The 24,944-nt window shown below is 73.5% G+C and carries 28 protein-coding genes; 9 read left to right on the plus strand and 19 right to left on the minus strand.

Annotated elements, in window-relative coordinates:
- Positions 1-123: 123 nt before the first annotated feature.
- Positions 124-528, minus strand: a complete 405-nt coding sequence (locus HGAM_RS02135; RefSeq protein ID WP_019143823.1) for a hypothetical protein — start codon at positions 526-528, stop codon at positions 124-126.
- 68 nt (positions 529-596) lie between these two features.
- On the opposite strand from HGAM_RS02135, the gene HGAM_RS02140 reads away from it, so the two are divergent.
- The 3 genes from HGAM_RS02140 (at position 597) to nhaA (ending at position 4,267) form a co-directional block, all read left to right on the plus strand.
- On the plus strand, positions 597-1,355 hold the full coding sequence (locus HGAM_RS02140; RefSeq protein ID WP_019143824.1) for a DeoR/GlpR family DNA-binding transcription regulator: 759 nt from the start codon (positions 597-599) through the stop codon (positions 1,353-1,355).
- A 168-nt stretch (positions 1,356-1,523) separates the two neighbouring features.
- Entirely contained in the window at positions 1,524-2,399 is an 876-nt protein-coding gene (locus HGAM_RS02145; RefSeq protein WP_049798168.1) for an alpha/beta fold hydrolase, read from the plus strand.
- A gap of 62 nt (positions 2,400-2,461) precedes the next feature.
- The gene (nhaA, locus tag HGAM_RS17270; protein ID WP_019143826.1) at positions 2,462-4,267 is read left to right on the plus strand and encodes a Na+/H+ antiporter NhaA; all 1,806 of its coding nucleotides are present in this window, start codon (positions 2,462-2,464) and stop codon (positions 4,265-4,267) included.
- Here the strand turns inward: nhaA and HGAM_RS20505 are convergent.
- Positions 4,264-4,434 carry a hypothetical protein gene (locus tag HGAM_RS20505; RefSeq protein ID WP_019143827.1) on the minus strand — a complete coding sequence of 57 codons (171 nt, stop codon included), beginning with the start codon at positions 4,432-4,434 and terminating at the stop codon, positions 4,264-4,266. The genes nhaA and HGAM_RS20505 overlap by 4 nt on opposite strands.
- A gap of 88 nt (positions 4,435-4,522) precedes the next feature.
- Here HGAM_RS20505 and HGAM_RS20210 point away from each other — a divergent pair, with 88 nt between their 5' ends.
- Entirely contained in the window at positions 4,523-4,681 is a 159-nt protein-coding gene (locus HGAM_RS20210; protein WP_019143828.1) for a hypothetical protein, read from the plus strand.
- Positions 4,682-4,684: 3 nt separating this feature from the next.
- On the opposite strand, the gene HGAM_RS02165 is transcribed toward HGAM_RS20210, so the two are convergent.
- The 5 genes from HGAM_RS02165 to HGAM_RS02185 all read right to left on the minus strand — a co-directional run bounded on the left by HGAM_RS02165 (position 4,685) and on the right by HGAM_RS02185 (position 9,148).
- A complete protein-coding gene (locus HGAM_RS02165) occupies positions 4,685-5,461 on the minus strand; it encodes a type III pantothenate kinase (protein WP_019143829.1) in 777 nt (258 codons plus the stop codon).
- Between the two features lie 2 nt (positions 5,462-5,463).
- On the minus strand, positions 5,464-5,883 hold the full coding sequence (gene panD, locus HGAM_RS02170; RefSeq protein WP_019143830.1) for an aspartate 1-decarboxylase: 420 nt from the start codon (positions 5,881-5,883) through the stop codon (positions 5,464-5,466).
- On the minus strand, positions 5,883-6,770 hold the full coding sequence (gene panC / locus HGAM_RS02175) for a pantoate--beta-alanine ligase (protein WP_019143831.1): 888 nt from the start codon (positions 6,768-6,770) through the stop codon (positions 5,883-5,885). The genes panD and panC overlap by 1 nt, the downstream gene beginning before the upstream one ends.
- Complete coding sequence (locus tag HGAM_RS17275) at positions 6,767-7,663, minus strand: Rossmann-like and DUF2520 domain-containing protein (protein WP_218915224.1); 897 nt, start codon at positions 7,661-7,663, stop codon at positions 6,767-6,769. The genes panC and HGAM_RS17275 overlap by 4 nt, the downstream gene beginning before the upstream one ends.
- Before the next feature lie 177 nt (positions 7,664-7,840).
- Positions 7,841-9,148 carry a hypothetical protein gene (locus HGAM_RS02185; RefSeq protein WP_019143833.1) on the minus strand — a complete coding sequence of 436 codons (1,308 nt, stop codon included), beginning with the start codon at positions 9,146-9,148 and terminating at the stop codon, positions 7,841-7,843.
- A gap of 194 nt (positions 9,149-9,342) precedes the next feature.
- Between HGAM_RS02185 and HGAM_RS02190 the strand changes: the two genes are divergently transcribed.
- Positions 9,343-11,004, plus strand: a complete 1,662-nt coding sequence (locus HGAM_RS02190) for a DUF885 domain-containing protein (protein ID WP_019143834.1) — start codon at positions 9,343-9,345, stop codon at positions 11,002-11,004.
- Between the two features lie 23 nt (positions 11,005-11,027).
- On the plus strand, positions 11,028-12,014 hold the full coding sequence (locus HGAM_RS02195) for an aldo/keto reductase (protein WP_019143835.1): 987 nt from the start codon (positions 11,028-11,030) through the stop codon (positions 12,012-12,014).
- A gap of 119 nt (positions 12,015-12,133) precedes the next feature.
- Here HGAM_RS02195 and HGAM_RS02200 read toward each other — a convergent pair whose 3' ends face one another.
- From HGAM_RS02200 to tilS, 10 genes are all read right to left on the minus strand, one after another.
- Positions 12,134-12,934 carry an alpha/beta fold hydrolase gene (locus HGAM_RS02200; protein WP_019143836.1) on the minus strand — a complete coding sequence of 267 codons (801 nt, stop codon included), beginning with the start codon at positions 12,932-12,934 and terminating at the stop codon, positions 12,134-12,136.
- Positions 12,931-13,434: a DUF3180 domain-containing protein gene (locus HGAM_RS17280; RefSeq protein ID WP_019143837.1), complete on the minus strand. Its 504-nt coding sequence runs from the start codon at positions 13,432-13,434 to the stop codon at positions 12,931-12,933. The genes HGAM_RS02200 and HGAM_RS17280 overlap by 4 nt, the downstream gene beginning before the upstream one ends.
- Before the next feature lies 1 nt (position 13,435).
- Complete coding sequence (folK, locus tag HGAM_RS02210; RefSeq protein WP_020691440.1) at positions 13,436-13,999, minus strand: 2-amino-4-hydroxy-6-hydroxymethyldihydropteridine diphosphokinase; 564 nt, start codon at positions 13,997-13,999, stop codon at positions 13,436-13,438.
- Positions 13,996-14,373 carry a dihydroneopterin aldolase gene (folB, locus tag HGAM_RS02215; protein WP_019143839.1) on the minus strand — a complete coding sequence of 126 codons (378 nt, stop codon included), beginning with the start codon at positions 14,371-14,373 and terminating at the stop codon, positions 13,996-13,998. The genes folK and folB overlap by 4 nt, the downstream gene beginning before the upstream one ends.
- Before the next feature lie 22 nt (positions 14,374-14,395).
- Positions 14,396-14,827, minus strand: coding sequence for a nuclear transport factor 2 family protein (locus HGAM_RS02220; RefSeq protein ID WP_019143840.1), 432 nt, complete (start codon positions 14,825-14,827; stop codon positions 14,396-14,398).
- On the minus strand, positions 14,827-15,630 hold the full coding sequence (gene folP / locus HGAM_RS02225; protein WP_049798170.1) for a dihydropteroate synthase: 804 nt from the start codon (positions 15,628-15,630) through the stop codon (positions 14,827-14,829). Before folP ends, HGAM_RS02220 begins: the two co-directional genes overlap by 1 nt.
- Positions 15,631-15,673: 43 nt before the next feature.
- Complete coding sequence (gene folE, locus HGAM_RS02230; protein ID WP_019143842.1) at positions 15,674-16,240, minus strand: GTP cyclohydrolase I FolE; 567 nt, start codon at positions 16,238-16,240, stop codon at positions 15,674-15,676.
- 31 nt (positions 16,241-16,271) lie between these two features.
- On the minus strand, positions 16,272-18,284 hold the full coding sequence (gene ftsH, locus HGAM_RS02235) for an ATP-dependent zinc metalloprotease FtsH (protein WP_019143843.1): 2,013 nt from the start codon (positions 18,282-18,284) through the stop codon (positions 16,272-16,274).
- A gap of 137 nt (positions 18,285-18,421) precedes the next feature.
- On the minus strand, positions 18,422-18,979 hold the full coding sequence (gene hpt, locus HGAM_RS02240; RefSeq protein ID WP_038951492.1) for a hypoxanthine phosphoribosyltransferase: 558 nt from the start codon (positions 18,977-18,979) through the stop codon (positions 18,422-18,424).
- Positions 18,980-18,983: 4 nt separating this feature from the next.
- Entirely contained in the window at positions 18,984-19,949 is a 966-nt protein-coding gene (gene tilS / locus HGAM_RS02245) for a tRNA lysidine(34) synthetase TilS (RefSeq protein ID WP_019143845.1), read from the minus strand.
- A gap of 143 nt (positions 19,950-20,092) precedes the next feature.
- On the opposite strand from tilS, the gene HGAM_RS02250 reads away from it, so the two are divergent.
- Genes HGAM_RS02250 through HGAM_RS02260 form a run of 3 tightly spaced genes read left to right on the plus strand, consistent with a single transcriptional unit; the run spans position 20,093 to position 22,387 of the window.
- Positions 20,093-20,956 carry an amino acid ABC transporter substrate-binding protein gene (locus tag HGAM_RS02250; protein ID WP_019143846.1) on the plus strand — a complete coding sequence of 288 codons (864 nt, stop codon included), beginning with the start codon at positions 20,093-20,095 and terminating at the stop codon, positions 20,954-20,956.
- Entirely contained in the window at positions 20,953-21,621 is a 669-nt protein-coding gene (locus tag HGAM_RS02255) for an amino acid ABC transporter permease (protein WP_019143847.1), read from the plus strand. The genes HGAM_RS02250 and HGAM_RS02255 overlap by 4 nt, the downstream gene beginning before the upstream one ends.
- Positions 21,608-22,387, plus strand: a complete 780-nt coding sequence (locus HGAM_RS02260) for an amino acid ABC transporter ATP-binding protein (RefSeq protein ID WP_019143848.1) — start codon at positions 21,608-21,610, stop codon at positions 22,385-22,387. Before HGAM_RS02255 ends, HGAM_RS02260 begins: the two co-directional genes overlap by 14 nt.
- Before the next feature lie 18 nt (positions 22,388-22,405).
- On the opposite strand, the gene HGAM_RS02265 is transcribed toward HGAM_RS02260, so the two are convergent.
- Positions 22,406-23,446, minus strand: coding sequence for a zinc-dependent metalloprotease (locus HGAM_RS02265; RefSeq protein ID WP_019143849.1), 1,041 nt, complete (start codon positions 23,444-23,446; stop codon positions 22,406-22,408).
- A gap of 36 nt (positions 23,447-23,482) precedes the next feature.
- Positions 23,483-24,892, minus strand: a complete 1,410-nt coding sequence (dacB, locus tag HGAM_RS17285; protein WP_019143850.1) for a D-alanyl-D-alanine carboxypeptidase/D-alanyl-D-alanine endopeptidase — start codon at positions 24,890-24,892, stop codon at positions 23,483-23,485.
- Positions 24,893-24,944 lie beyond the last annotated feature (52 nt).

Consider the following 24,944-nt stretch of genomic DNA (forward strand, 5'->3'; position numbering starts at 1 on the left):
CGCGAGCTGCACCGACGCGACCATCATTGCTAACACGTATCGGCACCGCGCGTCCTGGGATGCGCGAAACTGTCGCGAAGCCGACACCGCCGTCGACGCCGCGAGCCACGTCCCGCGTCCGGATCAGCCGACCGGCTCCGCGACGTAGCCCGGCACGTCCTCGACGCGCTCGTAGACAGGGATCCCCCGCTCGCGGGCGATCCGGACGTCCTGGTCGGCGCCCTTGCTGGCGCCGGGCAGCCGCAGCACCGCGTCGCAGTGCTGCAGCAGACGCTCGGCGGTCGGGTACAGGACGGCCTCGGACTCGGCGTCGCCGACGCGCGTGGAGCCCGCTCCCCGGGCGACCGGCAGGGCGACCCACTCGCCGATCATCGGGACGTGGCCGGCGCGGAAGACCGGCCACGCCGCCGACTCGAGGGCGCGCAGGTTCGCGTCCAGGCGCTCGGGGACGTCGTCGGTGCCGGAGCGGTAGGGCCCGGCGATCAGGATCATCATCGGCCGCGCGGCGGCCGTCTCGTTCGTCGTCATGTCCCGACCATAACGTGCAGATTCGTGCAAAAACAAGACGAACTGTGCAGACCCGGTAGACTGCCTGCGTGCTAGCCGCCCAGCGCAAGGACCTCATCCTCGACCTGCTCCGCACCGAGGGACGTGTGGTCGCCAAGGAGGTCGCCGCTCGACTCGACCTGTCCGAGGACACGATCCGCCGCGACCTGCGCGAGCTGGCGACCGAGGGACGCGTCCAACGCGTGCACGGCGGCGCGCTGCCCGCGTCCCCCGCCGTGGCCGACTTCGCGTCACGGTCGACGATCGGTCGGGGCGCCAAGGCGCAGGTCGCCGCCCTCGCGGTGTCCTTCGTGCGTCCCGGCCAGACGATCGCCGTCGACGGTGGCACCACGGCCCTCGAGGTCGTCCGGCACCTGCCGGCCGACCTGGCGGCCACCGTCGTCACCCACAGCCCGACGATCGCGGTCGAGCTGGCCCGCCATCCGAGCGTCGACGTGATCGTCGTCGGCGGCCGGTTGTTCAAGCACTCCGTGGTCGCCGCAGGGGCCGCGGCGCACGAGGCCATCGGACGGATCACCGCCGACGTCTTCCTGCTCGGGGTCACCGGAGCGCATCCCACGGCCGGGCTCACCACGGGCGACGCCGACGAGGCCGCCATCAAGCGCGCGTGGGTGCGGCGGTCGGCCGAGACGTACGTGCTGGCGAGCCACGAGAAGATCGGCACGGCGTCGGCGTTCGAGGTGGTCCCGCTGGCCGAGGTGACCGCCGTCCTGACCGACGCCGAGGCCCCCGAGCGGGCGGTCGCCGAGCTGCGCGAGTCCGGGGTGGACGTCCGCGTCGCCGGCTGACGCCACCGGCGGCTCGTGGCCCACGCGCGCCTCGTGACGTCGAAGGGCCGCAGACCCCGCGTCCTGGGATGCGCGAGCGCGTCGTGGGTCCGACAGTGCCTGAGCCGTCTCGTACCGACGACGGCCTACCCACGCGCCGTGCGCCACGACCCGAACCCGGAGGCCCCCATGACCAGCAGCTCGCTCCCGTTCCGTCTGCGCGGAGCGGACCGACGCGAAGAGGTTGAGCTGCCGGACGGCCGGCGGCTGGCCTGGTCGGAGTGGGGCCCGGCCGACGGCCCGGTGGTGCTGCTGTGCACCGGAGCCGCGACGAGCGGCAGCCTCGGGCTGGACGCCGACGCGGTCGATGCGTCCGGGGTGCGACTGGTCGGCCTGGACCGACCGGGTCTGGGCCGGTCCACGCACGACCCGGCCCGGACGCTGACCTCCTTCGCCGCCGACGTCGCCGCCGCGGGCCGGTCGGCCGGATGGTTGCGGCCGGTCGCCGTCGGGTTCTCGCAGGGCGCCCCCTTCGCCCTCGCGCTGGCCGCGTCCGGGCTGGTCGACCGCGTCGCCGTCGTCTCGGGCCAGGACGACCTCGCAGAGCACCTGCCCACGCTGGACGACCACCTGCGCGGCCTGGTGGAGGCGGTCCGTGCCCGTCCCGACGCGGTCGAGCAGGACGTGGCCGACTCGACGACCGCCGACTGGTTCCTGACGATGGTGGACACGACGAGCGGCGAGGCCGACCGGGCCGTCTACCGCGACCCCGCCTTCTCCGCCGCGTTCACCGCCGCCGTGCGGGAGGCGCTCGAACCCGGCGCCGCCGGCTACGCCCGCGACCTGGTCACCGCGATGGGGCCGTGGCCGTTCCGACCGGAGGACGTCCTCGCCCACGTCGACCTCTGGTACGGCGCCCTCGACGACAGCCCGGTGCACTCGCCCGACCACGGCGCACGGCTGGCCGCACGGCTTCCGCACGCGGACCGCCACGTCGACCCGGGGGAGGGCGGGTCGCTGCTGTGGACGCGCAGCCGGGAGATCCTCGCCACGCTCCTGGCCTGAGCGCGGACCACGTCCGGCCCGGCGCCGTCGGCGCACGTGGTCCCCGTCCCTAGGCTTGGCCCGTGAACCGGCTCCTGGACGCCTTCCGCGGACGAGACAAGGCCTCGGCCGCCCTGCTCCTGCTGGCCACGCTGGCCGCGATCGCGTGGGCCAACTCCCCCGCGGGCGACTCGTACGCGACGTTCTGGCACACCGAGGTCGGCCTCGTGGTCGGCGACTGGTCGCTGGGCCTGGACCTGCACGCGCTGGTCAACGACGCGCTCATGGCGGTGTTCTTCTTCGTCGTCGGGCTCGAGGTGAAGCGCGAGCTGACGATCGGCGAGCTGACCGAGCGCAGCCGGGCGATCGTCCCGATCGTCGCCGCGGCCGCCGGCCTGGTCGTCCCGGCGCTGCTGTTCTGGGCGGTGAACGCCGGCACCGACGCCGCGCACGCGTGGGGCGTCGTGATCTCGACCGACACCGCGTTCCTGCTCGGTGCCCTGGCCATCATCGGCCCGAAGCACCCCGCCCGCCTGCGCCTGTTCCTGCTGACCCTGGCCGTCGTGGACGACATCGGGGCGCTGGCCGCCATCGCCCTGTTCTACGGCGACGACCTAGCGGTCGGACCGCTGGTGGTCGCCGCCGTCCTGCTCGTCGCGCTCGTGCTCGTGCGCCGCCTGCCCGTCGACCACGGACCGCTCTACCTGGTCGGCGGCGTCGCGCTGTGGTTCGCGCTGCACGAGGGTGGCGTGCACGCGACCCTCGCCGGCGTCGCGCTCGCGCTCGTCATCCCGGTCGCCGCGCCCCGGCGCCGCGACGTGGAGCAGGTCGCCGACCTGACCCGCGCGTTCCGCCAGTCCCCCAGCCCGGCGTACGCGGCCGCGGCCCGGCGCGGCATCCGCCGCTCGATCTCGATCAACGAGCGGCTCGACGGCGCGATCAGCCCGTACGTGTCCTACCTCGTCCTGCCGGTGTTCGCGCTGGCCAACGCCGGCGTCCGGCTGGACGGGCCGACCCTCGAGGCGGCCGCCACGTCGCGCCTGACCTGGGGCATCGTCCTCGGCCTCGTCGTCGGCAAGCTGGTCGGCATCACCGCGGCGGCGGCGCTCGTGCCGCGTCTGGGCTGGGGCCGCCTTGCGCCCGGCCTCGGCATCGGACGCGTCGCCAGCGGAGCCGCCCTGTCCGGCATCGGCTTCACGATCTCGTTGCTCATCGTCTCGCTCGCCCTCGACGACCCGCGCCAGCAGGACGAGGCCCGGGTCGGCGTCCTGCTCGCCTCGGCGCTCGCGTTCGCGCTGGGCTGGATCGTGCTGGACCTGCTCGACCGGGTGCGCCCGAACGAGGCGGTCGGCGCGCACCTCGTGCGTCCGTTCGACCCCGAGCGCGACCACTTCGTCGGGCGTCCGGACGCGCCGCTCGTGCTCGTGGAGTACCTCGACTTCGAGTGCCCGTTCTGCAGCCGCGCGACCGGCTCGGTCGACGAGGTGCGCGAGCAGCTCGGCGACGACCTGGTCTGGGTCTACCGGCACTTCCCGCTCGACCGCGTCCACCCGCACGCCCGCGAGGCCGCGCACGCGTTCGAGGCGGCCGAGCGCCAGGGCCACGGGCTCGAGCTCGGACGCCGCATGTTCGCCCACCAGGACGCGCTCGAGCGCGAGGACCTGCTGGCCCACGCAGCCGAGCTGGGGCTCGACCTCGACCGGTTCGAGCGCGACCTCGACAGGGCGTCGATCGCCCGCCGGGTCGACGACGACGCCGACGATGCCGAGCTCATGGACCTGTCGGGCACGCCCACGTTCTTCGTCGGGGAAGCCCGCCACCGCGGCCCGTTCGACGCCGCGACGCTCGTCGCCGCGCTCGAGGCGACCCGGCGCCAGCAGGACGCCTAGCGGAGACGGCCGGCCCGCCGGGTCCGCACGACGACGGCCACCGCCCCGAGCACGAGCAGCACGCCGAGGCCCTGCAGGCCGGGCGAGTCGTCCGCGCCGCCGAGCAGCACGGCGGCCACGCCGAGCACCACGAGCAGGGCCACGAGCACGAACGACGAGGGACGCATGCGTCCATGCTCGCCGTCGCCCGGCCGCCTGTCGATCGACCGCCCGAGCGGCCGGTGTAGCCCGCTGCCCGTCGGGTACGGGGGACGCATGACCCAGCAGCACGAGCCCGACGACCCGACCCAGCCGCCGGCCGATCCCGCGGCCGAGACCCCGTCGGTCGACTCCCTCGACGGAGCCGACCAGACCGCCGAGGAGGAGGCCGAGGTCCAGCAGGACGAGGAGGGCGTGCCCCCGCCCCCGGACTGACGGTCAGCCGAAGTTGCGCTCGTGCACCAGGCGCAGGCCCTGCAGCGTCAGCCACGGGTCGCGCGTGGTGATCGACGAGCACGCGTCGAGCACCGCCTCGGGGTAGGACCCGGTCGCGATGACCGCGACGTCGTCGGCGTCGCCGAGCTCGTCCAGCATCCGCTCGACGATGCCGTCGACCAGGCCGGCGAAGCCCAGCACGACACCGGACTGGATGGCCTCGACCGTGTTCTTGCCGATGACGCCGCGCGGCTCGCCCAGCTCGACGCTGCGCAGCTGGGCCCCGCGGCGCGCGAGCGCGTCCAGCGACAGCTCGACGCCCGGGGCGATCGCACCCCCGACGTAGCGGCCCTTGTCGTCCACGACGTCGAAGATCGTGGCGGTGCCGTTGAGGTCGACCACGATCGCCGGCCCGCCGTACAGCTCGGCGGCGGCGAGCGCGTTGACGATGCGGTCGGCGCCCACCTCGCGGGGGTTGTCGGTGTGGATCGGCACGCCGGTCTTCACGCCGGGCCCGACGATGCAGACGTCCGCGCCCTCGAAGTAGCGCTCGACCAGGTGCCGGAACTCCACCAGCACCGACGGCACCGTGCAGCACAGGCTGAGCGACTCGGGCACCTCCAGCCCGGCGCGCACGACCAGGCCCGAGATGAGCAGCTGCCACTCGTCGGAGGTGCGGTGCTCGACCGTCGACAGGCGCCAGTGCGCGACCAGCTCGTCGTCCTCGAAGATGCCGATCAGCGTGTGGCTGTTGCTGATGTCGAGGCAGAGCAGGCTCATGGCTACCGGGCCGCGACGAGGTCGCCGCGCTCCAGGCCGTGCCCCGGCGGGACGTCGGCCGGGTCGGCGGTCAGCTGGACGATGCCGTTGCCGGCGTCCACGAACACGACGCTCGGCTCGAACGCCTTCGCCTCGGCGTCGTCCATCTGCGCGTAGGCGATGAGGATGACCACGTCGCCGGGGTGCACCAGGTGGGCCGCGGCGCCGTTGATGCCGATGACGCCGCTGCCGCGCTCGCCGGCGATCGTGTACGTCTCCAGGCGCGCGCCGTTGGAGACGTCGACGATGTGCACGAGCTCGCCGGGCAGGATGTCGGCCGCCTCGAGCAGGTCCTCGTCGACGGTGACCGAGCCGACGTAGTGCAGGTCGGCCTGCGTCACGGTGGCGCGATGGATCTTGGACTTCATCATCGTGCGCAGCATCAGGCACCTTCCCGGCCGACGTGCAGGCCGCGGTTGTCGAGGAGTCGGGTCGTGCCCACGCGGGCGGCCACGAGCAGACGGGCGTCGCCGGCGAAGGAGTCGTCGACGGGGTTGAGGAACGGGTCGGCCAGGACGAGGTAGTCGACGTCGACGCCGGGCTCGGCGTCGAGCACGGCCCGGGCGGCCGCGAGCACCGCGTCCGCCCCCTCGACGGACGCCTCGGCACCGGCGCCGAGCGCCCGGGAGAGCGCGAGCGCCTGCTGGTGCTGGTCGGCGCTCAGGTAGACGTTGCGCGAGCTCATCGCCAGGCCGTCGTCCTCGCGGACGATCGGGTGGCCCTCGACGCGGACGTCCAGGCCCAGGTCGCGGACCATGCGCCGGATCAGCGCGAGCTGCTGGAAGTCCTTCTCGCCGAACACCGCCACGTCCGGGCGGACGGCCGCGAACAGCTTGGCCACGACCGTCAGCACGCCGCGGAAGTGGGTGGGCCGGGCCGCGCCCTCCAGCACCGTGCCGAGCGTGCCCGGGTCGACCATGACCGAGGCGTCCGGCCCGTCCGGGTACATCTCGGCGACGTCGGGCATGAAGACCACGTCGACGCCGGCCGCCTCGCACACGGCCAGGTCGGCCTCGGGCGTGCGCGGGTAGGCGTCGTAGTCCTCCCCCGGCCCGAACTGGGTCGGGTTCACGAACAGCGAGACGACCAGGACGTCGGCGGCCGGCCGGGCCAGGCGCATGAGGCTCGCGTGGCCGCCGTGCAGCGCGCCCATGGTGGGCACGAGCGCCACCGAGCCGCGGCCGGCGAGCGCCGCGCGCAGCTCGGCGCGCGTGCGCACCACGCGCACGCCGGTGGCGACCCCTCCCGTCTCAGACGTGCGCTCGCTCATCGGGCCTGCTCGACCGACGCGGCCAGCGAGTCCCACTCGGCCTCGTCGAGCGCCTGGCGGACGCCCGCGGACGTGCGGGCGTCGATGCGTCCGTCGCCCTCCGCACGGTGCGCCGTGGCGCGGGCGAGCTCGCGGTAGGTGGACGCCGTGGAGCCGTCGGCGCCGGCGAGCGCGTCCAGGTGCGCCCGCACCGTGCTGACGTCACCGCGGGCGACCGGGCCGGTCAGGGCGGCGTCGCCGAAGCTGAGCGCGTTGTCGAGGGAGGCCTCGAGCAGGGGCCGCAGCACCGCCGCGACGTCCGCGTCGGGACCGGCGACCGAGCGGAGCAGCTCCATCGCCTGGTTCACGACGGTGACCAGGTGGTTGGAGCCGTGGGCGAGGGCCGCGTGGTAGGTCGCGCGGTCGTCCTCGGCGATCCAGACCGGCGTGCCGCCCAGGTCGGCCACGAGCCGCTCGGCGAGCTCGCGCTCGTCCGGGCCGGCGGTGAGGCCGAAGACGCAGGTGCGGTCGAGGTCCAGCTCGGTGCCGGTGAAGGTCATGGCCGGGTGGAACGCGATCGTGCGGGCGCCCTGGCGGGCGAGCGAGGCGAGCGAGTCGAGCCCGTGACGTCCGCTGGTGTGGAGCACGACCTGGCCCGGGCGGGCGGTGAGGTGCTCGGCCACGGCGACGAGGTGGTCGTCGGGCACGGCGAGGACGAGGACGTCCGCCGCGGCCGCGACCTGCGCCGGCGTGGTGACGCGGACGCCCGGCAGCAGCGTGTCGATGCGCAGCCGCGACGCCGGGGAGGCGCCGCTGACGGCGACGAGGTCGTGGCCCGCGGCGCGCAGGCGCGCGGCGAGCACCGAGCCGACGCGGCCGGCGCCGACGACGCCGACGCGCAGGCGGACAGGCATGCCCTGGTGCATGAGTGGTGCCTTTCGTTCCAGTCCCGCGGGCGGGTACCAGACAAAGTGACGCCGTCATCGTACGCCGGGACGGTCCCGGCCCCAACCCGGAGCCGCCACCGGACGCACGACGGCGCGGGACCCGCCGGTGAGGGCGGGTCCCGCGCCGTGTGGGCGGGGCTGGCGTCAGCGCGCGGCGACGCGGCGCAGCGTGATGTTCTGCACCCAGCTGCCGGACTTGCTGGTCTTGACCCCGTTGCGCTCGAACTCGTTCTTGAACACGCCCTGGGTCTTCACGGTGAACGGCTTCGTGCTCAGCAGGGTCGCCACCGGCAGCTTCACCGTCCGGCTGGCGAGCGGGATCTCCTGGCTGTTGTCCTGCAGCTCCTTCACGCGGCAGCGCGAGTCCCAGGCGCCGGGGTAGCCGAGGCTCTTGCCGCGCGGCGGGAAGAACACGACCTCGCCGGTCGAGGCGCCCTTGGCGATGCGCACGTTCACGGTCATCCGGTCGGTCGGGTACTGCTTGCTGTCGTCCACGTCGATCTCGCACGGCTGCACGGTGGCGGGCTCGGCCGTCTTGCATCCCTTGAGGTGGTCGACGTAGGTCGACGAGACGTCGGGGTAGATGTCGACCTGACGGTTGCCGTTGAAGGCCAGCCCCTCGCGCCAGACCTTCGGGGAGTCGGCCGTGGGCCGGGAGGCAGTGGTCTGGCGGGTGACCTCGCTGGAGATCTCGCCGCAGGTGGCGTCCTGCTGGACACCGCGCTGGATGGTCTTGGAGCCGATCGCGACGACCTCGTACGCGATGACGTCCTTCGCGCCCGGAGAGACGGTCATGCGGCTGACGGGCGAGCCGGACGCGGCGGCGCCGCGGAACGAGCCGGCGACGGCGCGCAGGTTCCACTGGCCCATGGCGGGCGCGGTCACGGCGATCGAGGTGTTGCCCCGTGCGGCGGCCTTGACCGTCTTGAGCGTGCGCCAGGCACCGCCGTTGCTGACCTGGATGCTGATCGGGCGGCCGGCGCGGTGCGGGCTGGTGGCGACGACGGCGCGCAGCACGCCACCGCTCATGACGTTGGTCCCGAAGCTGAGACGCACCTGCTGGGCGACCGGACGCAGGGTCCCGACGCGCGACTTGCGCGCCGACAGCGTGCGCTTGCCCTGCTTCGTCCTCGGCGCGACCACGCGGTACTTCGCGGTCCGCGCCGGGAACCGGACGGTCAGGCGGTACGTGCCCTTCGAGGTCGTGCGGCCCTTGCTGACGGCGCGCCACTTGCCGCCCGACTGCAGCTGCAGCGTGATGGGCCGGCGGGCGTCCTTGCGGGAGAACTTGCCGGAGATCGCGGTCGACTCGCCGGCGATGCCCGAGCGGACCGCGCTCGCCGACGCGTGGACGCGATGGCCCGGCGACGGGTCCGTCTGAGCCTGAGCCTGTGCCGGCAGGGCGGTCGCGACCAGGGCCGCTATCGCGGTGGCGCCGAGGATGCTTCGCATGGAGCTTCTCCTAGTGAGGCACGACCGGGCACGCCGGCCGCGAGAAAGGGTGACGTACGGACGCTAGGAGGCGGCGGCGACGGCGCCATCCCTCGTCGCTGGGGGACGAGACGTCGCAGCCCCGCGACGCAGCGGTCCCGGGCACGGTCGTGCCCGCGGGGGTGCCGGTGACCCGACCGGCCTAGCCTGGGCGCATGCCCGCCGAGAACCGCCAGCCCACCGCCCTCGACCAGGTCGCCGAGGCCTGGGTCGACACCGTGCTCGACCTGCAGCCCGAGACCGCGGTCGAGCTCGGCCGACCGGGCTACGAGGGTCGCTACAGCGACCTGTCGCCCGAGGGCCACGAGGCCTACGCCGAGGCCGTCCGCGCGACCCTCGCGACGGTGCGCGAGACGCCCGTGGCCGACGCGGTCGACGAGGTCACGCGGATGGAGATGGTCCGCTCGCTGGAGCTCGCGGTCGAGCAGCACGAGGCCGGCCTGTGGCAGCGCGACCTCAACGTCATCGCGTCCCCGGCCCAGGGCGTCCGTGACGTCTTCGACCTCATGCCCACCGAGTCCGAGCAGGACTGGGAGCACGTCGCCCAGCGGCTGCGGGCCGTCCCGGGTGCGCTCGAGGGGTACGTCGCGTCGCTGCGCGCCGGCATCGCGGCCGGCAACGTCCCCGCCGAGCGCCAGGTGCGGGCCGTGCTGGCCCAGGCCGAGCGGCACGCGTCCGCCGAGGGCTTCTTCGTCCGGCTCGCCGCTTCGCCGTCCGCGCCCACGTCGCTCGTGACCGACCTGGACGCCGGCGCGCAGGCCGCCGCGGACGCCTACGCAGCGCTGGGCCGCTTCCTCGCCGACGAGCTCGCCCCCGTCGCGCCGGCCGAGGACGCCGTGGGCCGCGAGGTCTACGCCCTGCAGTCGCGCTACTTCCTCGGTGCCGAGGTCGACCTCGACGAGACGTACGAGTGGGGCCGCGAGGAGCTGGCCCGCACCGTCGCCGAGCAGGAGGCGATCGCGCGGCAGATCGTCCCGGACGCCGTGGGCGACCCGGTGCAGGCCGCCGTCGCCTTCCTGGACGCCGACCCGGCGCGCCAGCTGCACGGCACCGCGGCCCTGCAGGTCTGGATGCAGCGCACGTCCGACGCCGCCGTCGAGGAGCTCGGCCGCACGCACTTCGACGTGCCCGAGCCGGTCCGCGCGCTGGAGTGCATGATCGCCCCGACCCAGGACGGCGGCATCTACTACACCGGGCCGACGGAGGACTTCTCCCGGCCCGGCCGCATGTGGTGGAGCGTCCCCGAGGGCGTCGAGACCTTCGCCACCTGGCGCGAGCTGACGACCGTCTACCACGAGGGCGTCCCCGGCCACCACCTCCAGATCGGCGTCGCGACCTACCAGGCGTCCACGCTCAACAGCTGGCGCCGGTCGAGCTGGACGTCCGGCCACGGCGAGGGCTGGGCGCTCTACGCCGAGCGGCTCATGGACGAGCTCGGCTACCTCGCCGACCCGGCCGACCGGCTCGGCATGCTCGACGCGCAGCGCATGCGCGCCGCCCGCGTCGTGCTCGACATCGGCGTGCACCTGCGCAAGCCGCACCCCGACGGGGGCACCTGGGACGCGGCGAAGGCGCTGGCGTTCATGCGCCAGCACGTCAACATGGACGACGCGTTCATCCGCTTCGAGGTCGACCGCTACCTCGGCTGGCCGGGCCAGGCCCCGTCGTACAAGGTGGGACAGCGCATCTGGGAGCAGGTGCGCGACGAGGTGGCCCGCCGCGAGGGGGCCGACTTCGACGTCAAGGCGTTCCACCGCCGCGCGCTGGAGCTCGGCGGGCTCGGGCTCGACACGCTGCGCGCCGTCCTCGTCCCGTGAGCCACGAACCCACCGGAGGAACCATGGAGACCCGCACCCTCGGACGCACCGGACGACCGGTCTCGGTCGTCGGCCTCGGCACCTGGCAGCTCGGCGCCGACTGGGGCGAGGTCCGTGAGGACGACGCCCTGGCCGTGCTCGACGCCGCGTACGAGGGCGGCGTGCGGTTCTACGACACCGCCGACGTCTACGGCGACGGCCGCAGCGAGCAGCTGATCGGCCGCTGGCTGCGCTCGCGCGGCATCGACGACGTCACCGTGGCCACCAAGATGGGCCGCCGCGCCGACCCGCACGTGCCCGAGGCGTACACGCTGGACGCGTTCCGGGCCTGGAACGACCGCTCGCGCGAGAACCTCGGCGTCGAGACGCTCGACCTCGTGCAGCTGCACTGCCCGCCGACGCCGGTGTACGACCGCGACGAGACGTACGACGCGCTCGACACGCTGGTCGAGGAGGGACGCGTCGCGGCGTACGGCGTGAGCGTCGAGACCCGCGCCGAGGCGCTCGCCGCGATCGCTCGCCCGCACGTGGCGACGGTGCAGATCATCCTCAACATGCTGCGCCTCGCCCCGCTGGAGGACGTCCTGCCCGCCGCGCAGGAGGCGGGCGTCGGCATCATCGTGCGCGTCCCGCTGGCCAGCGGCCTGCTGTCGGGCAAGTACGACGAGACGACGACCTTCGACGCGTCCGACCACCGCAGCTACAACCGCGACGGCTCGGCCTTCGACGTCGGCGAGACGTTCTCGGGCGTGCCGTTCGAGCTGGGCCTGGACGCCGTGCGCCGGCTCGCCCCGCTCGTGCCGGAGGGCGCGACCATGGCGCAGACGGCACTGCGCTGGGTGATCGACCAGCCGGGCGTCAGCACGGTCATCCCGGGCGCACGCAACCCCGACCAGGCCCGCAGCAACGTCGCCGCCGCCGACCTCGCGCCGCTGACGCCGGAGACGCTGGACGCCGTCCGCGCCGTCTACGACGAGCTCGTCGCCCCCGTGGTCGCCGACCGCTGGTAGCCGTCCCTCACCCGAGCCCGGCGCCCCCGAGATGTGGGGAGGAATGAACCATGATCCGTCCGATCGTGGTCCTTTTCTCCCCACATCTCGGCGGAGCGAGCGGGAGGTGAGGGCCGGGCTCAGGTGTGGGCGCGCAGGAAGCCGCGGACGGTCGGGGTGACCACGTCGGCGAACTCCTCGAAGAACCCGTGCCGGCCCTTCTCGTGGACGAGCACGTGCGCGTCCGGGATGCGCTCGCCGAGCAGGTCGGCGTTCTCGGCCGGCGCCATCCGGTCGTCGGCGCCGTGCAGGACGAGCGTGGGCACGGCGAGCCGCGGCAGGTCGTCCCAGGCGTCGTGCCGGCGGCTGACCCGGCGGTGGGCGCGCGACTCCTCGGACGTCATGGTGGGGTCGCCCAGCAGCCGGCTCTCGCGGATGTCGCGCGGCCAGTCCGGCGTGTAGAACAGGTCGCGCAGCGAGGCCAGGCGCACGTCGTCGTCGGGCTCGCCCAGGCTGCGGCGCACGTCGGCGTCCCACTCGTGCGCGTGCGGCCCGCCCGGCGAGGTGCAGGCCAGGACGAGCGACGAGACCAGGTCGGGGTGGCGCAGCGCGAGCATCTGCGCGACGCGTCCGCCCATGGACGTGCCGTAGACGGCCGCCGGGGCGCCGCCGAGCGCGCGCAGCACGTCCGCGGCGTCGTCGGCGAACGACGCCGTGCTCCAGTCGCCGACCTCGCCGCGACTGTCGCCCGTGCCGCGCCAGTCGAAGGTGATGGTGCGCCAGCGGTCCTCGAAGCCCTCGCGGACGCCGTCCCACCAGCGGTGCGAGTTGGCCTGGCCGGCCAGCAGCAGCACGACGTGGGTGCGCTTGGGACCGCCCGACTGGGCCGAGATCTCGAAGCCGTCACGGGTGGTGACCGTGCTCCGTCGCAGCGCGCTCACGCGGGCGTCGCGTCCGGGGCGGGGGCCTTCTTGCCCTGGTCGTCCTCGTCGTCGCCGGGCACCTGCAGGGCCCGCTCGAGCAGCAGCGCGGCCACCACGAGCAGCACCGCGCCGACGGCGGCCGCGCCGCTGTGCAGGACGCGGTCGCGGCCCAGCGGCGTCTGCCACGCGTCGGCGAAGGCCAGCGCGTACCCGGCGTAGCCACCGGCCACGATCGCGCCGACCAGGCTGCTGGCCTTGGCCAGCGCGAGCAGCTTGATGCCGTGGTCGGACGTCATGCGCTCGTGCCGCTTGTGCAGGCTCTGCCAGGTGCTCCAGGCGAGCGCCCCCAGCACGCCGGCGCCCACCACGAGCGCGACCGCCGGCGCCCAGCCCACCTGCGGCGGGTGGACGTCCAGGCGGTCGAGCAGGCTCGGGAGGAGGCGTCCGACGACCAGGAGCACCGCGCCCACCGCCGCCAGCACGGCGACGGAGGTCCGGGGAACCGGGCCGGTGCTCACGTCAGAGCAGGATCTCGAGGTCCTCGCGCCGCACGACACCGCTGGTGTCGACGTCGCCGATGAGGTCGGCCACGAACCCCTTGCCGGGGATCTCACCCTCGGGGTCGATCTCCAGCCAGGGCGCCAGCACGAAGGCGCGCTCGTGCGCCCGCGGGTGCGGCAGCGTCAGCTGCTCGTCGTCGGCCACGCGGTCGCCGACGACGATCAGGTCGACGTCGAGCGTGCGCGGACCGTTCGTCTCGCCCCGCTCGCGGCCGAAGGCGTCCTCGATGGCCAGCGCGCGGTCGAGCAGCGTGTGGACGGTGAGGGTGGTGTCGATCAGGACGACTGCGTTCAGGAAGGACGGCGAGTCCTCGGGCGCACCCACGGGCTCGGTCTCGTACACGGAGGAGACGGCGACGAGGGTGACCTCGGGCGTGTCCTCGAGCGCGGAGACGGCCCCCTGCAGGCGTCCGAGACGATCACCCAGGTTCGACCCGATCGCGAGCACGGCCTGACGGATGGGACGCATCCCACCGGTCATCGTGTCCGCATCCAGGACGTACGGGGTGGGCGATTCGGTCACGTTCTGCTCCGCTCCATGGTCACGGCGACGTCGGTGAACGCCACCTCGATCGGTGCCTCGGGCTTGTGCACCGTCACGCTAGCCCATCGCACCTGCTCGTGCTTCCAGCACGTGTCCAGCATACGAAGGGCCACTGTCTCGATGAGATCGGTGGGGTCGTCGACGAGGGCCGCGTGCAGCTGGTCGGCCAGCTCGCCGTAGTGCACGGACGCGCTGAGGTCGCCCGTGCGGGCCGCCGTCTGCAGGTCCAGGCCGAGGCTGACGTCCACGACGAACGTCTGCCCGTCTCGGCGCTCGAAGTCGAACAGGCCGTGGTGGGCGTGCGCCCGGATGCCGGTCAGGTCGATCCGGTCCAGGCCGTCGGGCATCGTCATCGGCACCCCTCCGCTCGCTCGCTCATGCACCCTCCACCGGGACCAGGCTGGACGTGTGCCGGCTCCACAGCCGCCAGCCGGTGCTGACCTTGACCAGCACGTGGGTGGCGACGGCGGACGAGCCGGAGAAGCCGTCGGCCTGGCGCGCCGAGCCGTCCGACAGCATGTTCTCGGTGCACGTGACGATCGCGACCTCGGCGAGGTCGGGGTCGGCCGGACGGGTCGAGATGGTCATGTCGGTGAGGAAGAACTGCACGTAGTCGACGTTGGCCATGAGCACCGCCCACGACTTGAGGATGGCGTCGGTGCCGCGCAGCGGCGCGCCACCGGGGTGGACGCACACGGTGCCGGGGCTGTCGAGCCACAGCGCGCGCATGAGGTCCAGGTCGCCGGACTCGATGCTGTCGTAGAAGCCCCGGTGGGCGGCCACGACGGCGGCGTGGGCGGGCTCCATCAGTCGGCCGCCAGCTCGTCGATGAGCCGGGCGGCCACGCGCACGGCCGAGGCGGACGACTTCGCGTCGTGGACGCGAACGGCCCAGGCGCCGGCGAGGGCGGAGTAGGTCGAGATCGCCGCGGTCGCGTCGTCGCGGTCGCGCGGGCGGGGCGGCTCACCGCCCTGGGCGAGCAGGTCGCCCAGGAAGCCCTTGCGGCTGGCCGCGACGAGCACCGGCAGGTCGAGGTCGACGAACGCGTCGAGGTGGCCGAGCAGCTCCCAGTTCTGGTCGCCGGTCTTGGAGAAGCCCAGGCCCGGGTCGACGACGACCCGGTCGAGCGCGACGCCGGCGGCCACGGCCGCGTCGACCTGCTGGGACAGCTCGGTGACGACGTCGGCCACGAGGTCGTCGTAGTCGGTGTGCCGCTGCATGGTCGCCGCGTGCTGGCGCCAGTGCATGATGACGATCGGCACCTCGGAGTCGGCGGCCAGGCGCAGCATGTCGGGCTCGGCGCGACCGCCCGACACGTCGTTGATCAGCTGGGCGCCGGCCTCGAGGGCCCGCTCGGCCACCCGCACGCGCGTGGTGTCGACCGAGACGACGTGCCCGGCGTCGGCCAGCTCGCGCACGACGGGCACGACCCGGCGCAGCTCCTCGTCCTCGGGCACGCGGTCGGCACCGGGACGGGTCGACTCGCCGCCGACGTCGACCAGGTCGGCACCGTCCTCGACGAGCGTGCGGCCGCGGCCGATGGCGCGCGACTGGTCGAAGAAGCGCCCGCCGTCGGAGAACGAGTCGGGCGTGACGTTGACGACGCCCATGACGAGCGTCCGGTCGGCCGGCAGCGAGGGCAGGACCACGGCGCTACCGGCTCGTGATGAGGCCCATGGCCTCGGCTCGCGTGGCGGGGTCGCGCAGCTGGCCGCGGACGGCGCTCGTGATCGTCTTCGCGCCGCCCTTGCGCACGCCGCGCATGGTCATGCACAGGTGCTCGGCCTCGATGACGACGATGACGCCGCGAGGCTGCAGGTGCTCGACGATCGCGTCGGCGACCTGCGTGGTGAGCCGTTCCTGCACCTGCGGGCGCCGGGCGAAGACGTCGACGAGGCGCGCGAGCTTGGACAGCCCGGTCACGCGGCCGCCCTCGGTGGGGATGTAGCCGACGTGCGCAGTGCCGAAGAACGGGACGAGGTGGTGCTCGCACATCGACCACATCTCGATGTCCTTGACCAGGATGAGCTCCTCGTGCGCGACGTCGAACGTGCGCACCAGGACGTCCTCGGGCGTCTGGTCCAGGCCGGCGACCAGCTCGACGTACGAGCGGGCCACGCGGGCGGGGGTGTCCTTGAGGCCGTCGCGGTCGGGGTCCTCGCCGATGGCGATCAGCAGCTCACGGATCGCCGCCTCCGCGCGCGGCTGGTCGATGCTCATGCGACGACCTCCGCGAAGAGGCGTGAGCTCGTCATGCCTGCTCCGTCGGGTCGCCGCCCTCACGGGCCACGCCCGGGTCACCCGTGGGCGCGTCCGGGCCGGTGTCCGGACCGACGACGACCGCACCGGACGGCTGCGAGCCGTTGACGGCCGGGATGACGACCGGCGGACGGCTGTCGGGCGTGCGCGAGTCCGAGCCGGTCCAGGCCGGACGCGCGGCGCGGCGGCGCAGCGGCTCGAAGATGCGCGCCACCTCCGCCTTGTCGAGCGTCTCCTTCTCCATGAGCTCGACGACCAGCGCGTCCAGGACGTCGCGGTTGTCGGCCAGGACGTCGAACGCCTCCTGGTGCGCGACGCGGATCAGCTCGTTGATCTCCTCGTCGACGACCGCGGCGATCCGCTCGGAGTAGTTGCGCGTGTGCCCCAGGTCGCGACCGAGGAACGGCTGGCTGTTGTCGTCGCCGTACCGGACGGCGCCGAGCCGGTCGCTCATGCCGTACTGGGTGACCATCGCGCGGGCCAGGTTGGTGGCCTTCTCGATGTCGTTGCCCGCGCCCGTCGTCGGGTTGTGGAAGACGAGCTCCTCGGCGGCGCGGCCGCCGAGCATGTAGGCCAGCTTGTCCTGCAGCTCCGCGCGCGTCTGGGAGTACTTGTCCTCGTCGGGCAGCACCATCGTGTACCCCAGGGCGCGGCCGCGCGGCAGGATCGTGATCTTGTGCACCGGGTCGGACGCGGGCATCGCCGCGGCGACCAGGGCGTGGCCGCCCTCGTGGTACGCCGTGACCAGGCGCTCGTGGTCGTTCATGAGCCGGGTGCGCTTCTGCGGGCCGGCCATGACGCGGTCGATCGCCTCGTCGAGCGCGGCGTCGTCGATCGTCTTGCCGTTGTTGCGGGCGGTGAGCAGCGCGGCCTCGTTGAGCACGTTGGCCAGGTCGGCGCCGGAGAAGCCCGGCGTGCGACGGGCGACGGACTGCAGGTCGACCCCGGGCTCGAGCGGCTTGCCCCGAGCGTGCACCTTCAGGATCGTCTCGCGGCCCTTGAGGTCGGGGGCCTCGACGCCGATCTGGCGGTCGAAGCGGCCCGGACGCAGCAGGGCCGGGTCGAGCACGTCAGGACGGTTCGTCGCCGCGATGAGGATGACGCCGCCGCGCACGTCGAAGCCGTCCATCTCGACGAGCAGCTGGTTGAGCGTCTGCTCGCGCTCGTCGTGGCCGCCACCCATGCCGGTGCCGCGGTGGCGTCCCACGGCGTCGATCTCGTCGATGAAGACGATGGCTGGGGCGTTCTCCTTGGCCTGCTCGAACAGGTCACGGACGCGCGAGGCGCCGACGCCGACGAACATCTCGACGAAGTCCGAGCCGGAGATCGAGTAGAACGGCACGCCGGCCTCACCGGCGACGGCGCGGGCCAGCAGGGTCTTGCCGGTGCCGGGCGGACCGTAGAGCAGGACGCCCTTGGGGATCTTGGCGCCGACGGCCTGGAACTTGGCCGGCTCCTGGAGGAACTCCTTGATCTCGCCGAGCTCCTCGATCGCCTCGTCGCAGCCGGCGACGTCGGCGAACGTGGTCTTGGGGGTGTCCTTGCTGATGAGCTTCGCGCGGGACTTGGCGAACTGCATGACGCGTCCGCCGCCGCCCTGGATGTTGTTCATCAGGAAGAAGAAGATGGCCAGGATGATGATGAACGGCAGGATCGCGCCGAGCATCGAGCCCAGGAAGCTGGGCTGCGGCACCTCGACGTCGTAGGACTTCAGCGTCTTGTCGGCGACGGACTTCTGCGCCGCCTCGACCAGCCGGCTGCCCTGGTCGCCGAGCCAGTGGGCGCGGACCTTCTCGCCACCGTCGAGCGTCGCCTCGATCTGCTGGTCGCCCTCGATGAAGGTGACGTCCTCGACCTTGCCGTCCTCGAGGTAGCTGACCATCGTGGCGGTCTTGACCTCGCGGAACCCGCCGCTGGGCGTGACGAGCTGCAGCACGACGACGACGGCGATCGCCGACAGGACGATCCAGAACCAGGGGCCCTTGAAGAGACGTTTGGCATTCATACGGGACGGGGCGGAAGCCCACTCCTCACTGACGTTCTCGACGGGTAGTCAGACGGTACACGCATCGCCGACACCCGACTCAACGACGAGCAGGGGTCGCTCGTTCCCGTGTTCGCCGGGGGCGAACCGGCGTGCGCTCAGCTGTAGACGTGCGGGGCGAGCGTCGCGATGCCGCTCAGGTTGCGGTACTTCTCGGCGTAGTCGAGGCCGTAGCCCACGACGAACGCGTTGGGGATGTCGAAGCCGACGTAGCGGACGTCGACCTCCATCTGCTGGGCCTCGGGCTTGCGCAGCAGCGTGGCGATCTCGACCGACGCCGGACGGCGCGAGCGCAGGTTGGCCACGAGCCACGACAGGGTCAGGCCAGTGTCGATGATGTCCTCGACGATGAGCACGTGGCGACCCTCGAGGTCGGTGTCGAGGTCCTTGAGGATGCGCACGACGCCCGAGCTCTGCGTGCCCGAGCCGTAGGAGGAGACGGCCATCCAGTCCATCTCGACGTGCCGGTCGAGCGCACGGGCCAGGTCGGCCATGACCATGACGGCGCCCTTGAGGACGCCGACGAGCAGGATGTCCTTGCCCTCGTAGTCGGCCTCGATCTGCCGGGCCATCTCCGCGAGGCGATCGCGGATCTGGTCCTCGGTGAAGAGGGTCTGGTCGGGGGCGAGGTCGTTCTCCACGTGCTGAAGATCCACGCGCTCAGCGTGCCACAGGGGTGGCCACGAAGCGCAGCCGAGTCCCCTCGCGCACGGCGGCCACCTGGCCGGGCAGCTCGACCCGCACCTGGCCCCGCCAGCCGGTCACCAGGGCGTCGAGCGCGGCGACGTGCGCGGCCGACAGGCGACCCCCGTCGGCCCCGGCCTCGAGAGCCGCGCGGCGCAGGGCGCGCGAGCGCAGCGCGTCCGGCTGCGCGGCGAGGACGGTCACGTCGAGCGGGTCGGGGACGCGCTCGACCGCGAGCGCGTCGAGCACGTCGGCGTCGGCGCGGGCCAGGGACGCCGTGCGGGCCAGTGCCTCGGCCACGCCGCCGCCCAGGACGTCCTCGAGCAGCGGCAGCACCTCGTGCCGCACCCGGACGCGACGAAAGCGCGGGTCGGCGTTGTGCGGGTCGTCCCACGGGTCGAGGCCCAGCGCCCGGCAGACCTGCTCCGTGTCGGCGCGGCGCAGGCCGAGGAAGGGGCGCCGGTAGCGGCCGGCCACCGGCGCCATGCCGGCGAGCGAGCGGGGTCCGGAGCCGCGACCGAGGCCGAGCAGCACCGTCTCGGCCTGGTCGTCGAGCGTGTGCCCGAGCAGGACGGCCTCGACCTCGAGGGCGTCCAGCACGGCGTAGCGGGCGTGCCGGGCCGCCGCCTCCGTGCCGCCGGACGTGCCGACGTCCACGGTGACGACCCGGGCGGGGACGCCCAGCGACTCCACCTGCGCGGCGGCGCGGTGCGCGACGGCGGCTGATCCGTCCTGCAGCCCGTGGTCGACGACGACCGCCTCCAGGACGAGTCGTCCGTCACGTCCGACGAACGCCGCGGCGGCGGCCAGGGCCAGCGAGTCGGCGCCCCCGGACACGGCGACGGCGACCCGGGCGCCCGGCTCGAGGTCGTCGATCGCCCCCGTGACCGCGAGGCGGGCGTCGGCGACGGCGGGATCGAGCCGGCCTCGGGCGGGTGCCACGGCGCCTCCTCTCGTCCGGTGCGTCCTGGCGGGCCCGCGTAGTCTCGGTGGTCGAGACGCGTCAGCCGTGCCGCGCCGGGTCTGCGACAACTGTGCCCGACGCGGACGCCCTCCGGCGCCGTCGCACGAACGAGAGGACCCCGATGAGCCAGACCTCCGGCAACGCGCCGATCTCCAACCGTCCCGGCGAGGGACCCGCGCAGAAGCGCTCCCGCACCGGACTGGTGGTGGGCGTCGTGGTGGCCCTGGTGGTCGTCGCGCTCGTCGCCTTCTTCCTGACCCGCGACGGCGACGACGCGTCCGACGAGGGCTACCAGCTGGTCGACGACGGCGTCCTGACCGTCGCCACCGAGGGCACCTACCGGCCCTTCACCTTCCACGAGAAGGGCGGCGACCTGGTCGGCTACGACGTCGAGGTGATCGAGGCCGTCGCCAAGGAGCTGGACCTGAAGGTCGAGTTCCAGGAGACGCAGTTCGACGCGATCTTCGCCGGCCTGGACGGCGGCCGCTTCGACCTGATCGCCAACCAGATCTCCATCAACCCCGAGCGCGAGGCCAAGTACCTCATGTCCGAGCCCTACACGATCTCGCCCGGCGCGCTCATCGTGCCGAAGGACGACACCGACATCCAGGGCTTCGACGACCTGAAGGGCCGCACCACGGCGCAGTCGCTGACCAGCAACTGGTTCGAGGTCGCCAAGGGCTTCGGCGCCGACGTCGAGGCGGTCGAGGGCTGGGCCCAGGCCGTGTCGCTGATCCAGGACGGTCGCGTCGACGCCACCGTCAACGACAAGCTGACCCTGCTCGACTACCAGAAGCAGCAGGGCGGCGACGCCGGGCTCAAGATCGCCGCCGAGACCGACGACCCGTCGCGCAACGCCTTCGTCGTCACCAAGGACAACAAGGAGCTCATGGACGACGTGAACGACGCGCTCGAGGACCTGCGCGAGGACGGCACGCTGGCGAAGATCGGCGAGAAGTACTTCGGCGAGGACGTCTCGCAGTGACCCCTGACACCTGGGACCTCGTGCAGGAGGCGCTCTGGCCCCTCCTGCGCGGGACCCTGGTGGGCACCATCCCGCTGGCCCTCGTCTCCATGGCGCTGGGCCTGGTGCTGGCCCTCGCGGTCGCGTTCGCGCGGCTGTACGGGTCGGCCCCGCTGCGCTGGCTGGCCCGGGCGTACGTCTCGGTCATCCGCGGCACCCCGCTGCTGGTGCAGCTGTTCATCGTCTTCTACGGCCTGCCGTCGATCGGCCTGCGGATCGACCCGTGGCCGAGCGCCGTCATCGCGCTGTCGCTCAACGTGGCCGGCTACGCGGCCGAGATCATCCGCGCCGCCATCCAGTCCGTCCCGAAGGGCCAGTGGGAGGCGGCGTACACCGTCGGCATGAACCGCCGGCTCACGCTGCAGCGCATCATCCTGCCGCAGGCCGTGCGGGTCTCCGTGCCGCCGCTGTCCAACAGCTTCATCTCGCTGGTCAAGGACACCGCCCTGTGCTCGCTGATCCTCGTCACCGAGGTGTTCCGCGAGGCGCAGGAGATCGCGGCCGCGTCCGGCGAGTTCATGACCCTCTACGTGATGGCCGCCGTCTACTACTGGGTCGTCTGCCTCGCGCTGTCGGCCGGCCAGAGCCGGCTCGAGACCCGACTGGAGCGCCATGTCGCACACTGACCCGTCCGCCCCGGTCGTCCTCCAGGCGACCGGGCTGAGCAAGAGCTTCGGCGACCTGCAGGTGCTGCGCTCGATCGACCTGACGATCCGCAAGGGCGAGGTCGTCGCGCTCATCGGGCCCTCCGGGTCGGGCAAGACCACCGTGCTGCGCTCGCTCAACGGGCTCGAGGTGCCCGACGGCGGCGTTCTGACGGTCGGCGACGGGCTCGAGCTCGACTTCTCGTACCCGATCTCGGACGTCCACCGCTACGCCCTGCGCGACCGCTCGGCGATGGTGTTCCAGGCGCACAACCTGTTCCCGCACAAGACCGTCCTGCAGAACGTGATCGAGGGCCCGACGGTGGTGCACAAGGTGCCCCGCGACCGGGCCGTGGCCGACGCCCGCGAGCTGCTCGAGCGGGTCGGTCTGCTGGAGAAGCAGGACGCCTACCCGCACCAGCTCTCCGGCGGGCAGCAGCAGCGCGTCGGCATCGTCCGCGCCCTGGCGCTCAAGCCCGACCTGCTGCTGTTCGACGAGCCCACGAGCGCGCTCGACCCCGAGCTGGTCGGCGAGGTGCTGAGCGTCATCAAGCAGCTGGCGACCGAGGGCTGGACGATGGCGATCGTCACCCACGAGCTGCAGTTCGCCCGACAGGTGGCCGACGAGGTCGTCTTCATGGCCGACGGCGTGGTCGTCGAGCGCGGCGCGCCGGCGACGTTCTTCACCGCGCCCGAGCACGAGCGCACCAAGCAGTTCCTGGACCGCCTGCTCAACCCGTTCGGCTGAGCCCTTCGCCCGCCCGGCTTAGCCGTGGACGCGGGTGAGCCAGGCCGCCGGGTCCTTGATCTCGGCCAGCGACGGCAGGTTCTCGGGGCCGCTCCAGACGGCGTCGAACGCGTCCTGGCCGCCCTTGCGCGTGACCTGACGGACGAACGTCGCGCCGTCGCGGTACTGCGCCAGCTTGGCGTCGAGCCCGAGAAGGCGGCGCACCACGGCGTCCAGCCCGCCCTTGCCCTTGCGGCGCTGGTCGAACTTGCGCCGGATGACCTTGACGCTGGGGACGATCGACGGCCCGACGCCGTCCATGACGACGTCCGCGTGCCCCTCGAGCAGCGACATGACGCCGGTGACCTGCTCGACGATCTCGCGCTGGCGCTCGGTCTGGAACAGGTCGGCCAGGCTCGCCGTGGAGTCCGACCGGCCCAGCTCGCCGAGCCGCGACAGCGCGGTGCCCAGCGTCTCGGCCATGGCCTCGGGGTCGGTGCGGCTCTCCTCGAGCAGCTCGGCGACCAGGGCCCGCAGGTGGTCGGCCATCCACGGGACGGCGGTGAACTGCACGCGGTGGGTCTCCTCGTGCAGGCAGACCCACAGCCGGAAGTCGTGCGGGTCGACCTTGAGCTGGCGCTCGACCTGGACGACGTTGGGTGCCACGAGCAGCAGCCGGCCGTGCTCGCCGCGACCGGTCCAGAACGGGTCGAACTGGCCGAGCACGCGTCCGGACAGGAACGACAGGACGGCGCCGACCTGCACACCGTTGACTCGATCGCCGACGGCCCGGCCGAGCGGCCCGACCTTGGTCTGGGCGGCCAGGCGACGGCTGAGCGGGTCGAGCAGCACCTCGAAGCTCTCCAGGTTGGCCGCCGCCCAGGTCGGGCGGTCGACCACCAGGACGGGCGCCGTGCCCGACCCGGCGGTCAGGCCGGTGAACTCACGGACCGGACCCTCGGCCCGGTAGGCGCCCTGGCGCAGCTCCTCGACCGCCTCGGCCACCTCCGCCGGCGACGTCTCGGGGCCGGGCTTGGCGAGTCGGGCCGCGGTCCGCCGGGCGGTCTGCCAGTCGATCATGCCGCCACAGTACGGGCGGCCACCACGTCCGGCAGGTCAGCCGCCGGTGGTCGCCACGGCCGTGACGACGGCGTCCAGCGCGGCCTGGACGTCGGCCGGTGCGGCGGTCGCGCGGTCGGCCATGACGGCGACGGCGAGCGGCCGGCCGGTGGGGTCGCGGACGACGCCGGCCAGCGCGTGGACGCCGGTGAGCGTGCCGGTCTTGGCCCGCACCAGGCCGACGACGTCGCGGGCCGAGCCGGCGTCGAAGCGATCGGCGAGCGTGCCGTCGAAGCCGGCGACCGGCAGGCCGGCGAGCAGGGCGGACGTCCGGGGGTCGCGGCTCGCCGCCTCCAGCGCGCCGGTGAGCGTGGCGGGGGCGATGCGGTTGCTCCGCGCCAAGCCGCTGCCGTCGCCGAGCACGAGCCCCGACACATCGACGCCCGCGTCGCCGAGCGCCTGCTCGACACCCTCCACGCCACCGGCGAAGCTGGCCGGCTGGCCGCTGGCCCGGCCGACGTGGCGCAGCAGCACCTCGGCGCCCTCGTTGTCGCTGCGTCGCAGCACCACCTCGACGAGCTGGCGGACGGTCGCGCTGGTCACGCGGGCGACCTCGTCGCCAGCGGCGGTCGCCGCGGCCGGGGCGCCCACGACGTCCACCCCGGCCTGCCGCAGCTCGCGGGCGAGCACGGATGCCGCCGCCGCGGCCGGGTCTGCGACCGTCGCCCCGGACGGGCCGGTGCCACGGTCGACCCACAGCGCACTCACCGGCGCGACGATGCCCGCGCGGACGTACTCGTTCGCCGCCCAGGCGGGACTGGACGCCGGCCCCTCGAACAGCGAGGCGTCGTAGCCCAGGCGCACCCGGGCGACCCCGCGCGACGCCAGCTCGCGGGCGGTGCGGCGGGCGAGGGTGCGCAGGTCGGCGCGCTCGCCGTAGGCCGCCGGCCGCTCCGGCGCCGAGAGCAGGAACGGGTCGCCGCCCCCGACCAGGACGAGCCGGTCGCCGTCCAGCACGGTGCGGGTCGCCAGCCGGGAGTCGGGGTCGAGCGTGGCCAGCGCTGCGAACCCGGTGAGCACCTTCGTCGTGGAGGCGGGCGTGAACGCACCGTCGCCGTGCTCGGCCAGGACGCGTCCGGTCGCCAGGTCGGTGACGCGGACGCCCACGTGCGGGCCGAGGGCCGGGGCCCGCACCGCGGCGTCGACCGCCGACTGCAGGGCCGCCGGGTCGGGATCGGCACCCGTGGCGGGCTCGACGTCCGGCGCCGCGGCGTCGTCACCGTCGAGGGCCAGGCCGTCGGGCGCGGCCACCGCGGACGGGCCGCAGTCGCCGTCGCAGATCAGGGAGTTGAGCCGGCCGTCGGCGTGCGCGGCGCGCAGCCAGAGCCCGGCGCCGGCCACCAGCGCGAGCACCACGAGACCGGCGAGCAGGCCCGTCCAGACCCGTCGACCCGACCGCCCGCTCATGTCCCGAGGGTATCTGTGGGACGATGGCCCTCTGTCTCAGCCCGTCTTTGCC

The sequence above is a fragment of the Aeromicrobium massiliense JC14 genome, from assembly GCF_000312105.1.
GTDB lineage: Bacteria > Actinomycetota > Actinomycetes > Propionibacteriales > Nocardioidaceae > Aeromicrobium > Aeromicrobium massiliense.